The sequence below is a fragment of the Streptomyces sp. NPDC057623 genome (assembly GCF_042800355.1).
In the GTDB taxonomy this organism is placed as follows: domain Bacteria; phylum Actinomycetota; class Actinomycetes; order Streptomycetales; family Streptomycetaceae; genus Streptomyces.
This window is the reverse complement of record NZ_JBHVGZ010000061.1, coordinates 47,661-64,608: the sequence shown is the minus strand read 5'-3', so window position 1 is coordinate 64,608 and position 16,948 is coordinate 47,661. Positions and strand designations below refer to the sequence as shown.

The following is a 16,948-nucleotide window of genomic DNA, read 5'->3' as shown; positions in this document are numbered from 1 at the left end:
CGCACACATGCACAACCTCGCCCTGACCGCGTGATCAGCACAGCCGTAAGCGGGCCCTGACCTGCAATCTCACGGCCTTCTGCAACGCGCTTTAAGCGCCGCCGTACGGCAGCGTCGTACCGGGCAGGTTGTACTCGTCCCGGCGGCCGCACATGCCGAACCCGCCGTGCCGCGTGGGTGCGGCCTCGTACGAGGTCGCGTCGGCGAGATACACCGGTTCGCCCGCCTCCAGCGCGTCGAGCTGGGCGCCCGTACGCTCGGCGGTGGCCAGTGCGCCGGCCCGCCACAGCTCCCGCCAGTTCGGCACCTTGGCGCGCACGAGGCGGGCGGCGGCGCGCTGGAACTCGGCGTACGGGCCGCTGTCCCCGGCGACGAGGGCCTCGCGCAGGGCGAGGTAGCCCTCGACGGCGAGGTCGCGTCGCCGCCGGGCGGCCGCGGCCGTCTCCGGGCCGACGCCGGGCGGGATCGCCGCGGCCGCCGCATACCGGTCGGGGTCGGCGAGCACCTCGGGCGGGAAGGTGAACACGGCGTCCCCGGCCTCGGGCAGCCCGCTGTTCTGCATCAGCACGGTGATGCGCAGATCGCCGCCCTGGACCATACGGTGCACGGTCCCGGGCGTGAACCAGGCGACCGAGCCCGGCTCCAGGGGGATGTCCCGGTAGCCGTCGGGGCTCAGCGTCTGCACGGCGCCCCGGCCGCCGGTGACGACGTACGCCTCCGTGCAGACCAGATGGAGATGCGGGCTGCCACCGCACACGCCGTCCGCGGCCTCCCAGTCGTAGGCGCTGAGGTGGGAGAGGCCGACGGCGCCGGGCAGCGGGTGCGGAAGGTTCGGCTTCACCACGGCAGCCCCTCCAGGTGGGCGGCCACCCGCTCCCGGTCCCAGGCCCCGTCGGCGCAGACGACGCGGTACCGGTAGGCGAAGGACTCACCGGGCGGCAGCTCGAACTCCTCGAAGAACGCCCAGGAGAACGCCACCGTGGGGATCGGCTCGGAGCGCACGAACCAGTGCGACTCGTGCAGGGCCTCCAGGTTCTCGGGCGCGTGCGCGAAGACGAGGGTGGAGTGCCCGTCGACGTCGTCGTGGTCGGTGGTGAAGGCGAGCCACGGGCCCTGGGTGCCCATGAGCTTCCCCGCGTCCGCGCCCGCTCCGCCGTCGACGTCGGGGCCGAAGGCGGTGCCCCCGGTGAAGTCCCGGGGTCCGCGCCACTGAAGTCCGGTGTAGCCGGCCATCTCCCGGCCCGCCGTGGTGGGCGAGCCGAAGGCCAGCGGCTCGGTACGGGTGTTGGTCAGCCGGATCGACCAGTCCAGGGCCCAGGCGCCGGCCTCCTCGTCCACCGAGTGGACACTCAGCCCGCGCTCCTCGCGCGCCCACTCCTGGCCGCCGTTCTCGACCCAGGTGAGTTCCTCGGTGAAGGCGAACCGGTCGTCCTCGACGGTGAACTCACCGAAGCCGTCGTGCCGCATCGAGCCGACCCGCTCCGGCAGGGGCAGGTAACCCCGGCCGTGGACATAGCAGTTGCCGCCCCAGAAGTTCTGCCCGGACAGATGGCTGGCCGTCATCTGCAGGCCCTTGTGCCAGCGGTGGTCGCTCGGCCGGTAGCCGGTCACGGTGTGCCCGGCGAGGGTGCGCACGGGGTGGGCGTACGGCTTGCGGGACTCGAAGGGATCCGGGTCGGGGCGGTAGACGTACCGCAGGATCTCGGTGCCGTTCGCTGCCGTGACGGCGATGTGGTCGCCGTGCGCGTGGGTGACGCGGATGCTCATGCGCGCTCCTTGGGGGCCCAGTGGGGGTGGTCGCCGTGCATGGCCGGGTAGAAGGGGTCGCCGGGCCGGATCTCGCCCGCGTGTACCGGGCTGCCCGTGAACGCGGCCTTGTAGAGGGCGGCGGCGAAGTCGAGCGTGGCCCGGGCATCCGGGCCGCTGCCGGGCGGCCGGACACCGTTGTCAAAGGCGTCGAGGAGAGCGCCGAGCTGTGCCGTGTGCGAGCTGGGCAGGTCCGCGGCCGGGGTGCGCCAGGCGGTGGCGCGCTCGGAAGGGACGTGCGGGGCGGGGGTGTAGACCCAGTCGTCGTTGCGGTGGCCGTACAGGTGGGTGAGCTCGACCGTCGCGTCGGCGCAGTCGATACGGACGCGGCTCACCTCGTGCGGGGACAGCACGCTGTTGACGACGGTGGCGAGGGCGCCGTTCTCGAAGCGGACGAGGGCCGTCGAGACGTCCTCGCTCTCGGTGTCGTGGACCAGGCGCGCGGCCATCGCCCGGACCTCCGCCCAGGGCCCGAGCAGGTGCAGCAGCAGGTCGAACTGGTGGATGCCGTGCCCCATCGTCGGTCCGCCGCCCTCGGTGGCCCACCGCCCGCGCCACGGCACGGCGTAGTAGGCGGCGTCCCGGTGCCAGGTCGTCTGGCAGTGCGCGACGAGCGGGGCGCCCAGCTCACCGCTCGCGATCAGCTCCCGGGCGTGCACGGCACCCGAGCCGTAGCGGTGCTGGAAGACGACCGACGCGTACGCGCCCGACGCCTCCTCGGCCGCGGCGATGTCGTCGTACTCGGCGAGGGACAGGCACAGCGGCTTCTCGCACAGCACCCAGGCGCCCGCCTTGAGCGCGGCGACCGTCTGCTCCCGGTGCAGGGACGGCGGCGTACCGATCAGGACCAGGTCGGGACGTACGGTGTCCAGCATCTCGTCCGTCGAGGTGTACCCGGCGACGTCCTCGCCCGCGAGCTCCCGGAAGGCGTCCAGCCGGGCCCGGTCCACGTCGACCGCGGCGACCAGCTCCGCCCGGTCCGCGTGGTGTCTCAGGGCGGGGAGATGGCTGCCGCTGACGATGGCGCCGGTGCCGATCACGGCGACGCGGCGACGGGCAGGGCTTGGGGACATGCAGATCTCCTCGGACGGCCGGCGGACAGCCCGCTCAGAAAGCGCTTGCACTTCGAGGGCGACCCTAGGCAGGGACCGAATGTCAGGACAACCCCTCGGAGGCGACATGCGCAAAGCCTTGACCTGTTCGGCTCGACTCACCCCCCGCACGCTCCCCTTCCGGGCGGACGCGCAAACGGATGAAGATCACGGGAGGCTCGGGGCCGCGGGGCGCAACTCGGTCAGCGCGACGGTCCGTTGACCTCGTGCCGGATCCTCACCCTGGACGAGGCGTCCGGAGAAAGCGGCTTCTGGCCGCTCGCCGGACGGGCGGTCCCGGGACCCGGCCGCGGCCGGGTCCGGGCCTGGCTGACCAGGCCGAGCCGGGCGAGGAACTGCTCCAGGGTGAAGGCGGCCATGCCGAGGCACACCGTGTTGCCGGGCACCTCGGACACCTCGACGGTGAGACCGGGCAGGGAACCCGGGAGTACGTGCTGGGGCAGTTCGTCCCGTACGGCGGGGACGAGCCACCGGGCCAGTGCCCCGGGCAGCCAGCCGGTGAGCGTCACCTTCGGGACGTTGAGCAGGTTGACGAGGTCGCCGAGGGCCGCGGCGAGGTAACGGCCCGTGCGCCGGACGAGCTCCCGCAGTACCGGGTCCCCCGTGGCCAGGCCACCGGCGACGGTCTCGACGAAGTCCCGCTGCCCGGGCCGTCCCAGCGCCGGATGGGACGGATCGATCTCGGCCAGCGTCGCCGCCAGGCCGGGAGCGCCGACGTATGTCTCCACGCACCCGTACCGGCCGCAGTGGCACGGGCGGCCGTCCAGCATCAGAAGGGTGTGTCCCCATTCGCCGGCGTTGTTGGTGGTGCCGCGGACCAGGGTGCCCTCGATGGCGATGCCGGCTCCGGCCCCGGTGCCGATGTTGACCACGGCCATGCTGTCGACGACGCGTCCGACGCCGAACCACATCTCGGACAGGATCGCCGCCTTGAGCGGATTGTCGACGTACAGCGGCAACCGCAGCCGCTCGGCCAGCAGTTCCTCGATGTGGACGTCGTGCCAGTCCCAGTTCGGCGCGACGACGGAGATCCCGGAGCCGTGGTGGACGTGGCCCGGCATGCTGACCCCGACTCCCACGATCCGCTCGCGCTCGGTCCCGTCCGCGTCCAGGGCCGCCTCGATCGCGCCGACGATGCCGTCGACGACGTACGCCTGGTCGTTCTGCTGCTCGTCGAGGGGCGCTTCGTGCCGGCTCAGGACACCGAGAGCGAGGTCGTACACCGTGGCGTCGACATAGGTCTCGGCGACGTCGACACCGACGATACGGCCACGGTCCGGGTTGATCGTGAGCCGTTCGTACGGCCGTCCCACGGCGTTGCGCTCCACGGCCGCGATGTCCAGCACACCCTCCGCCAGGAACTCGCCGACCAGCGTCGTCACGGTGGCCAGGCTGAGGCCCGTGTGCCGCGCGAGCTCCTGACGGGAGGACGGCCCGAGCTCGAACAGCGCGTGCAGCACCTCGAAACGGTTCTCGCTGCGGACGTCTCGGGCCGTGTGCCGGGCCACCGGTATGCCCCCTCAGTCGGTCGGTCCCCCCAGCCACAGCGTACGGATCTCCGGCACCTCACGCCCCTCAATACCCTGGGCGAGCAGGGTCAGACCCGGCCAGTTCGGCGGCACCCAGAGAGCGTCGGGGTCACCGCCCGAGAAGTCGGGCCGTTCGCCGCACCAGACACGTCCGACGCACTCTCCGCCGGCCCATCCGGTCACCCGGACCTGCGTGGCATCCAGCCGGACCAGATATCCGTCCGGCGACGCCGGCAGGTCGACGTCGAGCCACGTCTCCTCCCCCGGTTTCAGCACCAGCGGGAGCCGTACCTCCTCCGTGCGGCCGGAGCCGGTGGCGAACGCGGTCAGCAGCTCGTCGTCCTGCGCCGCACACGACCAGTCCCGTACGGCTTCGAGCGCCAGCAGTTCGGCGCGCAGACCGGTTCCGCTCGGGTGGTGCGCCAGCGTGACCGAGACCTGGTGGGTCCCGGCGGGCAGCAGCACCCAGGGGTTCTCGGCGTGGACGGTCTCCGGCTCCCCGTCGTCCACGCTCACCCGCAGCGGTTCGACGACCCCGCGGACGTGCAGCGCCGACGGGGTGGGCGAGTGGACGACACGGGTGTAGGTGAGCGGCGTCGCGACACGGGTGCTGCTCCAGCCCCCGAGCACCCGGGTGGGCGCGGGCGCCCCGGCCCAGTGGCCGTGCACCGTCCACAGGGCCGACACGTCCGTGGTGTCCCGGACCTTCCAGAAGGTGCCGAGGCCACGCAGCGCGCCGAGGCGGAGCGCGGGCAGGCGGGCGTCGTCGAAGTTGGCGTGGCCCCAGATCTCCACGACGGCCTCGATCGCGACACTGCCCGTCACGTCCCGCACATCGACGCTCCGCGCCGCACCGAAGCCCGCGATCGGCGGGTGCGTCCGGCCCGCCACCGCCAGGTCGACGATGTCGGCCGCGCCGGTGAGCAGCAGCTCGTCGACGTCCGTCAGATCGGTGGTGGTCCGGTAGGTGCCGCGGCCCCGGTACACGCCGAGCGACTCCAGGGCCGGCGGCAGTTCGTGCAGCCCCGCGGGCCGCTCGGGGGCCGCCTCGGCCCGCCGGCGCACCTCGCGCACGGCGGCCGGTTCCGGGGCGCCGGGCTTGTCGGAGGCATCGGCGAGCCGGACCGTGCCGTCGGCGTCGACCGACCGCAGCCGCGCGGCCTCGGCCGACGGCAGCACCACGAGCGTGGTCCCGGCCAGGGTCTCGCGCCCGGACACCGGGATCTCGGTGCGCGTGCCGTCCAGTACGACGGTGACGGGCACGTCGGAGGAGAACACCAGCACCCCGTCCGCCCGCGCCACGAGGTCCGCCGAGGCGAGGTTCAGGGTGCCGCCGGTGATCGGCACGTCCACCGCCATCAGCGGACACGAACCCGGAGCGACCTCGACCGGCACGCCCTCGACGACCGCCGTGCCGGGCTCCCCGCCCAGATGCGGTACGGCCACCAGCCGGCCGCCCCCGTCCAGCTCCAGCGCCGACGGATCCGAGCTCGTCGGGAAGTCGCCGGCGAGTCCGGCGTACGACACCGTTGTCGCCAGGGCCAGTCGAGGACCCCATGCCTCCACGACCCGGGCCAGCACCTGCGCCTCGGCGTACTCCGGGCGCTCCAGGCCGGTCGAGCCCACATAGCCGCCGAAGTCGTAGCCGTGGCTCATGAAGTTGCCGGGGCGCCCCCAGTTGCCGCTGGACGGGGTGTACCCGAAGTTCCAGCCGGACGACTGGAGGTACGGCGCGATCAGCTTGGCGCCGCTCGCCAGCAGCCGCCGCAGCGTCCGGTGGCGCCGGTTCGTCTCGGTGACCAGCAACGGCACCCCGCGCTCCGCGACGAGAGCGGCGTAGCGGCGCACCTCGGCCTCGATGTCGGGGGAGTCGTCGTCCGGGTAGAAGTTGCTTGCCGGTACGACCCCTTCGACGTCCCCGGTGGCGCCGGGGAGGTCGCCCTGGCCGGAGCAGGCGATCAACGGCACCGTTATGCCGTGCCGAAGTGCCGTGTCCCGCAAGGAGCTCATGTATCCGGTGCGGTCGGCGCAGTCGAAGAAGTCCAACTCGTTCTCCAGCTGCACCATGATCACCGAACCGCCCGCCGGGTACTGGCGTTCGGCGAGCAGCGGCAGCACCTGGTCGAACCAGGCGGTGACCTGTTCCAGGAAGCGGGGCTCGTTCTGACGGACCCGCAACTCGGGGTCCAGGCCCAGCCATGCGGGCAGGGCGCCGCCGTCCCACTCGGAGCAGATGTAGGGGCCCGGCCGCGCGATGACGTACAGGCCCTCCTCGTGCGCGAGGTCCAGGAAGGCGGCGACGTCCCGGCGGCCCTCGAACGAGAAGCGGCCGGGGGCCGACTCGTGGAAGTTCCACGGGAGATAGACGTCGACGCAGGTGTAGCCCGAGTCACGCACCTGGGCGAGGCGCTCGCGCCACTGCTCCCGGGGCAGGCGGAAGTAGAACAGCGAGGCGCACAGCAGGGTGCGGGGGCGGCCGTCGATCCACACGCCCTGGCCGTCTACGTGGATGTTGGTCACTTCACTCCCGCGCTTCCGCCGCTGATGTCCATCTCGTACAGGTACTTCTGGCCCAGGTAGTAGACGATGATCATGGGCAGGGCGAGCAGGACCGAGCCGACCATGACGAGGTTCCACGCCGGTGACTGGCCCGCCGCCGAGGTGCTGGTGATGTACTGGATGCCCAGCGACAGCGGCATCTTGGACTCGTCGTTCAGATAGATCAGCGGGCCCATGAAGTCGCCCCAGGTGTGGGTCAGGGTGAAGATGCCGATCGCGATCAGGACCGGCCACAGCATCGGCAGCATGATCCGTCGGTAGATGCCGAAGAAGCCGAGGCCGTCGACCATGGCCGCCTCGTCGAGCTGGCTGGGCAGCCGGGACACGAACTGCCGTACCAGGAAGACGTTGAAGGCGTTGGAGAAGAAGTTCGGCACGATCAGCGGCAGATAGCTGTTCACCCAGCCCAGGTCCCGGAAGAGGATGAACTGCGGGATCATCGTGATCTGCGTCGGGATCATCATGGTGGCGATGACGATCAGGAACAGCGCGTTCTTGCCGGGGGCCCGCAGGCGGGCGAAGGCGTAGCCGACCAGGCCGCTGGAGAGCATCTGCCCGGCGACCGAACAGAGCGAGATGATCACGGAGTTGATCAGGAAGCGGCCCATCGGCAGTTCGGAGCCGAAGACCCGGCTGAAGTTCTCCCAGTGGAACTCGGTCGGGAAGAGCGTGAAGGAGTTGGTGTTCACCGTCGCGTCGCTGGAGAGCGCGATGGAGCCGACGAACACCAGGGGCATGGTGAGGATCGCCGCCACGACGATCAGCGTCGCGTAGGTGAACGGGGTGGCCCGGAACGCCCGTACCGTACCGGGGCCCGGTCCTCCGCGGGTCTTGCGCGGCGAGCCGCTCTCCCGCTTCCGCTGCGGCGCCGGGGTGGTCAGGAGGCCGGTCATCACTTCACCTCTGTTTCGTAGAACACCCAGCGCCGGGCGGTGCGGAAGGCGATCATTGTGAAGACGAGGACCACAAGGAAGAGCAGCCAGGAGATCGCCGACGCGTAGCCCATGTGGTAGTTGCCGAAGGCCTCGTCGAAGAGGTACGGCACCATCGTCTCGGCACCGTCGTAGGCCGCGCGCAGCTTGCCCTTCGGCACCAGGATGTACACCTGGGCGAAGACCTGGAAGGCGCCGATCATCCCCATGATCAGGTTGAAGAAGATGATCGGGGTCAGATGCGGCAGTGTGATGCTCCAGAACTGCCGTACCGCGCCCGCGCCGTCGACCTCGGCCGCCTCGTACACCTCCTTCGGGATGCCCTTCATGGCGGCGAGCAGCAGCACCGTCGCGCTGCCCGCGCTCCATGCCGACATCACGACGAGCGCGGGGATGGCCCAGTCGCCGTCGAGCAGCCAGGCCGGGCCCGAGACGCCGACCATGCCGAGTGCGTCATTGAGCGGGCCGTTCGGGGCGAGCACCTGGCGGAAGATCATCGCCGTGGCGACCAGCGGCACCAGGGTCGGCAGATAGATCAGGGTGCGCAGCAGTTTCCGGGCCCGCACCTGCTTGTTGAGCAGGTTCGCCAGCCACAGGCCGAGCACCAGACCGAGCGGGACGGAGACCGCCGCGTAGTAGAAGGTGTGCCACAGCGTCCGCCAGAACCTGGGGTCGTCGGTGATCAGCGTGACGTAGTTCTGGAGCCCGACCCAGGTGGGCGGGGTGAACGAGTCCCAGTCGGTCATCGAGTAGTAGACCGACGCGATCATCGGCCCGAGCAGGAAGACCAGGAACCCGATCACCCACGGCGAGACGAACAGATAGAACCAGAGCGCCTCACGGCGCCGCCGCTTCGAGGACGTCCCGGACTTCGGGACCGCCGTCGAGGCCGTCTTCGAGAGGATCGCCATCGCCGGTCATCCCGCGGACTTGATGATGGACTCGAGGTCCTTCTGCAGGGCGGTCAGCGCCTCCTTGGCGCTCTCCTTGCCGAGCCAGAAATTCGCGAGGCCGGAGTCGATGGCCGACGTCATCTCGTTCCACTCGGGGATGAACGGGGCGCGGAAGATGAAGCCGCTGGACTCGGCGAACGCGCCCATGTTGACGTCCGACTTCATCCACGCGGGCTTGAGGAACGCTTCGCTCTGCTGCACCGCGAGGCTGGCCGGTACGTCCTCGCCGTCGTCGATGATCTGCCGCTGCGCCGCGTCCGAGGTGAGGAAGTCGATCGCCTTGAAGGCGTTGTCGCGCTGCTTGCTGGTGCGGGAGATGGCGAGACCGCTGCCGAACGCCGACACGGCCTGCTTCTTGCCGCGCCAGATCGGCGCGATGTCCCACGCGAACTTGGCGTCCGTCAGGCCGGCGGTGACCCAGAAGCCGTTGGCGTGGGTGGCGCACTTCTGCATCGGGAAGGCCTGGTCGCCGCCGACCTCTGAGCCCATGTCGGCGTAGTCGGCCTTGCTCGGCGCCACCTTGTGCTTGAAGACCAGGTCGCCGGCCCACTGGAGTGCCTCGACGACCTCGTCGCTGTCGACGGCGGGGCGGCCGTTCGCGTCGATGATGGTGCCGCCGTTCTGGTACGCGAGGCTCCACCACTGCGGGAACCACTCGGCGCCGGTGTAGCCCCACTGCTTGCCGGGGACGGTGAGCTCCTTGAAGGCGTCGAGCGTGTCGTCCCAGGTCCACTCGGCGGTGGGCGCCTTGATGCCCTTCTTCTCGTACAGGTCCTTGTTGTAGTACACGGTGATCGCGCCGGAGCGGTCCGGGATCGCGTACAGCTTGTCCTCGTACGTGTAGATGGAGCCGACGGGACCGAACCGCTTCCCGGTGTCGAGGCCGGCCTTCTCGGCCAGGTCGTCGAGGGGCAGGAGCTGGTTCTTGCTGGAGTAGGTGTTGACGCTCTCGGCGACCTGCATGATGTCCGGGCCGCCGCCGCCCGCGATCATGGTCTGCACCTTCTGTGCGTACGCGTCGCTGGGTATCAGCTGGAGCTTGACCTTGAGCTCCGGGTACTTCTTCACCAGCAGGTCTATGCGCTTCTGGTACGTCTTGCGGTCGGCGTCGCCGCCCCAGACGGTCATGACCAGGGGGCCGCTCGAACTTCCGCTGCCGGAACCGCACGCGGTGAGCGTCACGACGCCGGCCGCGAGTCCCAGGCCGAGGAAACCCCGGCGGGACACCTGAAGCTTGTCAACTGACATGGCACTACTCCTCGGTGAAAACGGGCGAACACGCAGGGAACAGCCCTCGGGAGCCCGGGCCCGGCTTCGAGTGACGGTTAAACTAACCCTCGTTAAATCGCGCTACAAGCCCTTGTTTCTCACGAGTTTCAACCTGCACCACTCACACACGAGCCGGAGCCGGCCGGCCCGGCACCGTCGGGAACACCGCGCCAGGGCCGTCAGCCCTGGTCCAGGAAGCGCCGCAGCCTGGTCAGCGGCCAGGTGTTGATCACGTCGTCCCTGGTGAGCCAGCCGCGCTGTGCCGTGCCGACGCCGTAGCGCAGGTTGGCCAGGTGGGTGACGGCGTGGGCGTCGCTGTCGACGGCGAACTTCACGCCGTGCCGCCTGGCCCGCAGGATGTCCTCGTCGCGCAGGTCGAGCCGGTCGGGATGGGAGTTGATCTCCAGCGCGGTACCGGTGCGGGCGCAGGCGGCGAAGACCGCGTCGAGGTCGACGTCGATGCCGGGGCGCTTGCCGAGGAGGCGGGTGGTGGGGTGGCCGATGATGTGGACGTGCGGGTTCTCGCAGGCCCGCACGAGCCGCCTGGTCAGTGCCTCGCGCTCCTGGTTGAAGTGCGAGTGCACCGAGGCCACGCACAGGTCGAAGCCGGCGAGGAACTCCGCCGGCCAGTCCACGTCGCCGTCGGGCCCGATGTTCAGCTCGGCGCCGTGCAGGACGCGCAGGCCGGCGCGTGTGCCGCGCCTGCCGTACTCCCCGTCGAGCTCACGGACGCGGGCGCGCTGGGCCAGGATCCGTTCGTCGGTCATCCGCTGCATGGCCATGTCCGGGCCGTGGTCGGTGACGGCGTAGTAGGCGTAGCCGCGCCCGGCGGCCGCGGCGACCATCTCCTCCAAGGGGGCGAGCCCGTCGGTGAGGTCGGTGTGGGTGTGCAGATCGCCGCGGATGTCCTTCTCCCGCACCAGGTCGGGCAGCTCGCCGCGCAGCCCGGCCTCGATCTCGCCCCGGTCCTCGCGCAGGGTGGGCGGGATCCAGGGCAGGCCGAGCCGGGCGTACACGTCCTCCTCGGTCTCGGAGACGATCTTCTTGCCGGTCTCGGTGTCGAAGAGGCCGTACTCGGAGAGCTTGAGCTTCTGATGGACGGCCATCTCCCGGGTGCGGATGTTGTGCGCCTTGGAGCCGGTGAAGTACTGCATCGCCGCGCCCCAGGAGTCCGGCGGGACGACGCGCAGGTCGACCTGGAGGCCCTCGCTGGTGCGGACCGAGGTCTTCTTCTCGCCGTGCGCGATGACCTCCGAGACGTACGGCAGCGCGGTGAAGGCCCGCATGACCGGCTGTGGCCTCTTCGCCGCGACGAGGATGTCGATGTCGCCGATCGTCTCGCGGACGCGGCGCAGCGAACCGGCGTAGGAGCAGCGTTCACAGCCCGTCACCTGCGACATCTCGCCGACGATGTCCTCGGCGAGGCTCATGGCGGCGTCGATCAGGACCCGGTCGCCGGCGGACTGCAGCAGGCCGATGCCGTGCAGGATGTTCTCCTCCGTCTTCGGCCCGAAGCCCTTCAGGTCGCGCAGCCGCTCCTCGTGGATGGCGTCCGTGAGTTCCTGGGTCGTGGAGATGCCCAGTTCCTGGTAGATGACCAGGGCCTTCTTCGGGCCGAGCGTGGGGATGGCCGTCAGCTGCCGGACCCCGGCCGGGATCTTCGCCCGCAGTTCCTCGATGGCGGACACCTTGCCGGTGGTGAAGTACTCGATGATTTTGCGGGCGGTCGACTTGCCGACGTTGGGGATCTCCTGAAGCCCCTTGACGTCGAGCGTGGACACGTCGGCGTGATGGCCGCCGATCGACCGGGCGGCCTTCTCGTAGGTACGCGTCCTGAACGCGTCTCCTCCGGTGATGGAGATCAGATCCGCGTACTCCTGGAGCAGCGCGGCGACCTCGTCGTTGGACCGGGCCACACCTCCAGGGTAGGCAAGGTGGTGCCGGGCGGCTCGCTGCCGGAACCCGGTCGGGCGAGCCACCCGTTCCCGCTACTGGCCCAGGGGCGTGGGCGGTGTCGGCGCGGTGTCGAACACGGGGGTCGCCGGGACCGGAGGGTGTGCCGTCGTCGCCCGTTCCTTCGTCAGGGCGCCCGCGATCCTGCGGGCCAGAAGGGGGTCGGCCGGCAGGGCGTGGGTGGCGAACCAGCGGGCGGCCGTGGGGTCGGGGGACGGTTCGACGAACTCGGCGCCCGCGTAGTCGTCGAGCGGCGGGTCGTAGACGTATCCGGCGACCACCCCGTGGTCGACGAGGCGTTCCAGCAGGGCGTCGCGGTCGTGGACCAGGAGCGGAACCCGGAAGAGGGACGGCGGGCCGTCGTGGGTCGCCCGGGCGTGCAGGGCCGGGCTCGCCCAGTCCGTGCCCGACAGCAGCGAGACGCCGGCCCGGCGGCGGGCGAGATCGCCGTCGAGGAGCGCCATCCGCAGCTCCAACTGCCCCCGGACCAGGGCCCCGTGGCGGGAGCGGAAGCCGTGCAGGTCGACCCGCACCCAGGGCTCGTACGCGGCCAGGCTCGGCGCGTGGCGGGCGCTGCCGGCGAGGCGGGGGGCGTGCAGGGCCATGCGGAACTCGTCGCGTTCCAGGAGCCGTAGGCGCTGCATCGTGCGCCACACGGGACGCACGAGGTGGAGGGTGCGCACGGCGGACCGGGCGAGCGGGCGCAGCGTGGTCGACAGATCGTCACGCAGGCGCCGTGGGGTCAGCAGGTCGTCGCGCAGGAGTTCAAGCTCCCGCCGGGTGCGCGAGTCCTGGACGACGAGGAAGCCGCCGGCCATCCCCGCCACGTGCTTGGACAGGCTGAACGCCGCCGCCGTCCCGAAGGTCCCGATGGGCTGCCCGTCCACATGCGTGCCGATGGCGTGCGCCGCGTCCTCGATCAGGGGGATCCCCAACTCGTCGCAGCGGCGGCGCAGTTCGACGACCCGGTCCGGCATGCCGTACAGGTTCGTGGTCAGGACGGCGTCCACGTTGCGCCAGGTGGACTCCGGTACGGCGGCCGGATCGATGTTGCCGTCCCACTGGGACACGGGGGCTTGGACGGGGCGCAGTCCGGCGGCGAGGACGACGAAGAGGATCACGTCGTCGTTCACCGGGGACATCAGCACCCGTGCGCCCGGCCGGCACCAGCGCCGCAGCGCCAGGTACAGGGCGAGTCGGGCCGAGGGCGTGTAGACGCATTCGCGTCCGATGCGCCGTGTCATCATCGCGGCGAGCCGCGATCCGTACGGCATGGTCACCTCTTCCGTGGAAGGGTCCGACGAAGGGACGCCCGGGGCGGGCGGTGCGCGCTCACGCGCGTCGACCGGGGCCGCCGTGCGGGGTGTGGTGCGGGTACGGGGAGACCGCGCGGGGCCGTGGAGGAACGACGCAGACCGCACGCGAAGGGCGGAGAGGGCGGACGGGACCCGGCCCGCTCAGCGGGCGCGGACTCCCGCTTCTCCCGAGGGGGCCGGGCCCGAGGTGCGCAGGGTGCCGACGGTCTTCAGCAGCCGGTCGGCGGGCTCCCGCAGTCTGGGGTGGGCCAGGACGGTGTTCCGCAGGCCGCGCACGGGTCTGCGCCACAGCCGGTGTGCCGCCGCCACGGGGTGCGGGCGTATCGCGAACCCTTCGGCGACCCGCAACTCGCGGGTCTTGAGCCAGTCCTTGTACTCCTTCTCGCCGCGCCCCATGTCCATGAGCGACACGCCGTCGCGGCCTGCGGCGTCGGCCATCCGTAAATGCATCATCAGTCCGGGCGAGTAGTAGCCGAACTCGGGGTCGTACGCGGTGAACCAGGCCGCGAACACCGTGCGCGACCTCGGCCCGAAGTGCGCGGCGACCGGCCGGTCACCGGCGTACACCACGGACAGGATGCCGGTGAAGTGCTCCTCGCGGACCTGGAAGAGGTGGTCCACCAGGTCGACGATCCACGGCTTGGAGAACCGGTCCATCCGCCCCGTCCTGCGGTACTGGGCGGACTTCCAGCGCATGAGGGTGCGCAGCATGCGCGGATCGCGCTCGTCGTACACGAACCGCACCTCGCCCACGTCCCGGCCGAGGCGGCGCTCCTTCTTCAGTGTCGTCTTGGCCTGCCCGGGGTAGGCGGCGCGCAGCCACTCGGCATAACCGCCCTCGCCGGGCTTCAGATCGAGTACGGGAGAGGCGAACGTCCCCGTGACGTACGGGCCGAAGGGCTTCTGCTCCTCGACGAGGTGATCGAACTCGAAGACGGACAGTCCGCAGGCCCGCAGCAGCTCCCGGGGGTCCCAGGTGACGCCGGGCCGGTGCACCAGGGCCTGGCAGTCGGAGAGGCCCAGGCCGATGGCCCGGCCGACACCGAACGGGCCCCGCTCGTACGGGAGGAAGCCGACGGCCTCCCCGTTCTCGTGCAGGACCGCCACCTGCGCCCCACGGCGGTACCTGCCGACCCCGATCGCGAACTCCGGCGCCAGAAAGGGGTTGGCGTAGCCGGGCGACTCGTCCATCGCCCGGTGCCATGCCCGGCGCAGCGACTCGGTCAGCTCCTCGGGTCTGTGAATGGTGATGGCGTGCGTGGATCGCATGGCGACCGCTCCCCCCAGAGTCCCCCAAGAGACGCTTTTTCGGGCGCCTCACCACTGTTTCCCCCATGTCGAACTTTGTGGCGAGCTCAAACGTCGCGAAACAGCACGCACACTGTCAAGGCGGATGATGAATCCTTTAGCTGCGCTTGGTGACGCGGGCGCCTCGGGCGGTCAGCGGACGGCGACGACCACATGGCTGTCGCCGTACTGCCAGACGGCACCGACGTGCCTGAACCCCGCCTGCCGCAGGAGCCGTTCGTGCACGGACACCGACAGGCGCACCGCGCTGTCGACCGCGGCGCGGGGCTGCCTGCGGCGGCGTTCCGTGAGGAGGTCGGTCAGCTCCGGGTCCTCGGCGACGGCCGCCCACCAGGAGGCCCAGTCCTCGTGCGCCAGGGCCTGTCCGCGTTCGGCGTGACGGCGGCCGACGCACCCGGCGAGTCCGGCGAGCACGGTGTCGTCGTGCGGGAAGTGGTCACCGTTGACGAGGACGCCCCCGGGTCGCAGCAGGCCGGCGAGCTGCCGGTAGACGCGGCGCAGGGCGTCCGGGTCGAGGTAGTGCAGTGCCGTCGTCGACACGGCCGCGTCCAGCGGGCGGTCGAGGCACAGGGCGTGGGTCCAGCCCCGCGCGCCGATCGTCACGTCGACATAGCGGGCCGCGTCCGCGTGGTGGGTGCGGGCCAGCTCCAGCAGCAGCGGGTCCATGTCCACGGCCACGATGTCGGCGTACGGCATCCGGCGGGCGAGTCGGGCCGCCAGCGAGCCTGGACCGCAGCCGAGGTCCACGACCGACGGCCGGCCCGGGACGCCCGCCACGGCCTGCTCCACCACATCGGCGATCACGGTGAAGCGCTCCTCGCGGTCCACGGCGTACCGCTGTTGCTGGCGCTCCCAGCGCTCCACCCATCGCTCCGCCGTCGCCAGGCTCAGCCCCATTCCGTCGTACACCTCGCCGTTCCGTACCTGTCCGCACCGTGTGCGCCAGACCCTACAGGTGGAAACGGTTCCCATTACCCCTAATGGCGGTACGTCACCCGAGCGTGGCAAGCACGGTCAGCAGCCGGTCGACCTCCTCGGCGGTGTTGTGGACGTGCAGACTGACCCGCACCGAGCCGGTCCGCTCCCCCGCGCTGCCCTGGCAGTGCTGGTCGGAGCGGATCATGAAGCCGTGGCTGAAGAGGATGAAACCGAGGTCTCCGGAGTCGATGCCGTGGTGACGGAAGGTGACGATGCCCTGGCGCCGCTGCACCGAGGAGCCGGCGGCCAGGCTGCTCTGGCAGCCGAGGATCTCGTAGGCGTCGAGGTGGCGCAGGCCCTCGGTGAACCGGGCCGCCAGCGCGACCGTCCACCGCTCGATCCGGTCGGTGCCGGCGGCGTCCAGCCAGTCCAGGGCGGCGGCGAGGGAGGCGATGCCGACGGTGTTGGGGGTGCCCGACCAGCCGCCCGGCGTGAATCCCGGTCCGCGTGCCTGGCGCGCCCATACGGCTCCCGTGCCGGGCAGGGCCATGGCCTTGTGCCCGGAGAAGACGAGGAAGTCGACGTCCGGATCGGCCACGGACACGGGCAGATGGCCGACGCTCTGGGCGGCGTCGAGGCAGATGACCGTGTCCGGGCCGACCGCACGGCGGATGCGGTGGATGTTCATGTCGCCGCCGTACACGTGGTGGACGTGACTGACGGCGACGAAACGGGTTCGCGGGCCCGCCAGTTCCGCGAGCGCGACGTGGTCGTAGTCGCCGGACGCCCGCTGGTACGGCATCGGCCGCACCCGGATGTGGACGCCCTGCCGTGCCAGGTGCTGCCGGGTCTCCAGCCAGGGCGCGATATTGGCCTCATGGTCGGCGACCGGGACGACGATCTCGTCCCCGTCGGCGAGGAGCCCGGGCAGCCAGTCGCGGGCGACCGTGCGCAGGCCCTCGGTGGTGCCGCTCGTGAAGTGCACGGTCGAGCGCTCGGGAGCGGGGTCGTCGAGGAACCGCTTCACCCGGTCGCGGGCCCGCTCGACCAGCTCCGTGGTCCGGTTGGCCCAGGGGTAGGTGCCCCGGCCGGCGTTGGCGTTGGTCGTGGTCAGGTAGGCGTGGACGGCGTCGAGCACGGCCTGTGGTTTCTGCGCGGTGGCCGCGCTGTCCAGATAGGCCAGTTCCGGGTGTGCGGTGATGATCGGGAACTGGGCGCGCAGGGCGCGCTGCCACTCCCCCAACTCCGCGACAGCGGGCGCCCCTTGGGCGTCGGTCCTGGGTATGGTCATCG

The 16,948-nt window shown here is 71.0% G+C and carries 13 protein-coding genes; all 13 read right to left on the bottom strand.

The features are described from left to right. Window positions 1-91: 91 nt before the first annotated feature. The 13 genes from ACFU95_RS39390 to ACFU95_RS39330 all read right to left on the bottom strand — a co-directional run bounded on the left by ACFU95_RS39390 (window position 92) and on the right by ACFU95_RS39330 (window position 16,946). The gene (locus tag ACFU95_RS39390; RefSeq protein ID WP_383838712.1) at window positions 92-844 is read right to left on the bottom strand and encodes a cupin; all 753 of its coding nucleotides are present in this window, start codon (window positions 842-844) and stop codon (window positions 92-94) included. Then, window positions 838-1,767 (bottom strand): PmoA family protein, encoded by a 930-nt coding sequence (locus ACFU95_RS39385; RefSeq protein ID WP_383838709.1) that lies wholly within the window; start codon window positions 1,765-1,767, stop codon window positions 838-840. Before ACFU95_RS39385 ends, ACFU95_RS39390 begins: the two co-directional genes overlap by 7 nt. Next, a complete protein-coding gene (locus ACFU95_RS39380) occupies window positions 1,764-2,879 on the bottom strand; it encodes a Gfo/Idh/MocA family protein (protein WP_383838706.1) in 1,116 nt (371 codons plus the stop codon). Before ACFU95_RS39380 ends, ACFU95_RS39385 begins: the two co-directional genes overlap by 4 nt. 221 nt (window positions 2,880-3,100) lie before the next feature. Continuing rightward, window positions 3,101-4,426, bottom strand: coding sequence for an ROK family transcriptional regulator (locus ACFU95_RS39375; RefSeq protein WP_383838703.1), 1,326 nt, complete (start codon window positions 4,424-4,426; stop codon window positions 3,101-3,103). Between the two features lie 12 nt (window positions 4,427-4,438). Beyond that, on the bottom strand, window positions 4,439-6,967 hold the full coding sequence (locus ACFU95_RS39370; protein ID WP_383838700.1) for a beta-galactosidase: 2,529 nt from the start codon (window positions 6,965-6,967) through the stop codon (window positions 4,439-4,441). Then, entirely contained in the window at window positions 6,964-7,899 is a 936-nt protein-coding gene (locus tag ACFU95_RS39365; protein ID WP_383838697.1) for a carbohydrate ABC transporter permease, read from the bottom strand. The genes ACFU95_RS39370 and ACFU95_RS39365 overlap by 4 nt, the downstream gene beginning before the upstream one ends. Further along, window positions 7,899-8,849, bottom strand: coding sequence for a carbohydrate ABC transporter permease (locus ACFU95_RS39360; RefSeq protein ID WP_383838695.1), 951 nt, complete (start codon window positions 8,847-8,849; stop codon window positions 7,899-7,901). The genes ACFU95_RS39365 and ACFU95_RS39360 overlap by 1 nt, the downstream gene beginning before the upstream one ends. 6 nt (window positions 8,850-8,855) lie before the next feature. Further along, window positions 8,856-10,139: an ABC transporter substrate-binding protein gene (locus ACFU95_RS39355; protein ID WP_383838692.1), complete on the bottom strand. Its 1,284-nt coding sequence runs from the start codon at window positions 10,137-10,139 to the stop codon at window positions 8,856-8,858. A gap of 200 nt (window positions 10,140-10,339) precedes the next feature. Next, window positions 10,340-12,076 carry a DNA polymerase/3'-5' exonuclease PolX gene (gene polX / locus ACFU95_RS39350; RefSeq protein WP_383838689.1) on the bottom strand — a complete coding sequence of 579 codons (1,737 nt, stop codon included), beginning with the start codon at window positions 12,074-12,076 and terminating at the stop codon, window positions 10,340-10,342. 72 nt (window positions 12,077-12,148) lie between these two features. Continuing rightward, window positions 12,149-13,387 carry a DegT/DnrJ/EryC1/StrS family aminotransferase gene (locus ACFU95_RS39345; protein WP_383838686.1) on the bottom strand — a complete coding sequence of 413 codons (1,239 nt, stop codon included), beginning with the start codon at window positions 13,385-13,387 and terminating at the stop codon, window positions 12,149-12,151. A gap of 183 nt (window positions 13,388-13,570) precedes the next feature. Then, entirely contained in the window at window positions 13,571-14,698 is a 1,128-nt protein-coding gene (locus tag ACFU95_RS39340; RefSeq protein WP_383838683.1) for a GNAT family N-acetyltransferase, read from the bottom strand. Between the two features lie 171 nt (window positions 14,699-14,869). After that, window positions 14,870-15,634, bottom strand: a complete 765-nt coding sequence (locus ACFU95_RS39335) for a class I SAM-dependent methyltransferase (protein ID WP_383838680.1) — start codon at window positions 15,632-15,634, stop codon at window positions 14,870-14,872. A gap of 94 nt (window positions 15,635-15,728) precedes the next feature. Beyond that, window positions 15,729-16,946 carry an aminotransferase class V-fold PLP-dependent enzyme gene (locus ACFU95_RS39330; RefSeq protein ID WP_383838677.1) on the bottom strand — a complete coding sequence of 406 codons (1,218 nt, stop codon included), beginning with the start codon at window positions 16,944-16,946 and terminating at the stop codon, window positions 15,729-15,731. Window positions 16,947-16,948 lie beyond the last annotated feature (2 nt).

Bases quoted from the DNA above. Each gene is read 5' to 3' on its own strand.
- ACFU95_RS39385 (WP_383838709.1), bottom strand. From the start codon at position 1,767: ATGAGCATCCGCGTCACCCACGCGCACGGCGACCACATCGCCGTCACG.
- ACFU95_RS39380 (WP_383838706.1), bottom strand. From the start codon at position 2,879: ATGTCCCCAAGCCCTGCCCGTCGCCGCGTCGCCGTGATCGGCACCGGC.
- ACFU95_RS39365 (WP_383838697.1), bottom strand. From the start codon at position 7,899: ATGACCGGCCTCCTGACCACCCCGGCGCCGCAGCGGAAGCGGGAGAGC.
- ACFU95_RS39360 (WP_383838695.1), bottom strand. From the start codon at position 8,849: ATGGCGATCCTCTCGAAGACGGCCTCGACGGCGGTCCCGAAGTCCGGG.
- ACFU95_RS39355 (WP_383838692.1), bottom strand. From the start codon at position 10,139: ATGTCAGTTGACAAGCTTCAGGTGTCCCGCCGGGGTTTCCTCGGCCTG.
- ACFU95_RS39345 (WP_383838686.1), bottom strand. From the start codon at position 13,387: ATGCCGTACGGATCGCGGCTCGCCGCGATGATGACACGGCGCATCGGA.
- ACFU95_RS39340 (WP_383838683.1), bottom strand. From the start codon at position 14,698: ATGCGATCCACGCACGCCATCACCATTCACAGACCCGAGGAGCTGACC.
- ACFU95_RS39335 (WP_383838680.1), bottom strand. From the start codon at position 15,634: ATGGGGCTGAGCCTGGCGACGGCGGAGCGATGGGTGGAGCGCTGGGAG.
- ACFU95_RS39330 (WP_383838677.1), bottom strand. From the start codon at position 16,946: ATGACCATACCCAGGACCGACGCCCAAGGGGCGCCCGCTGTCGCGGAG.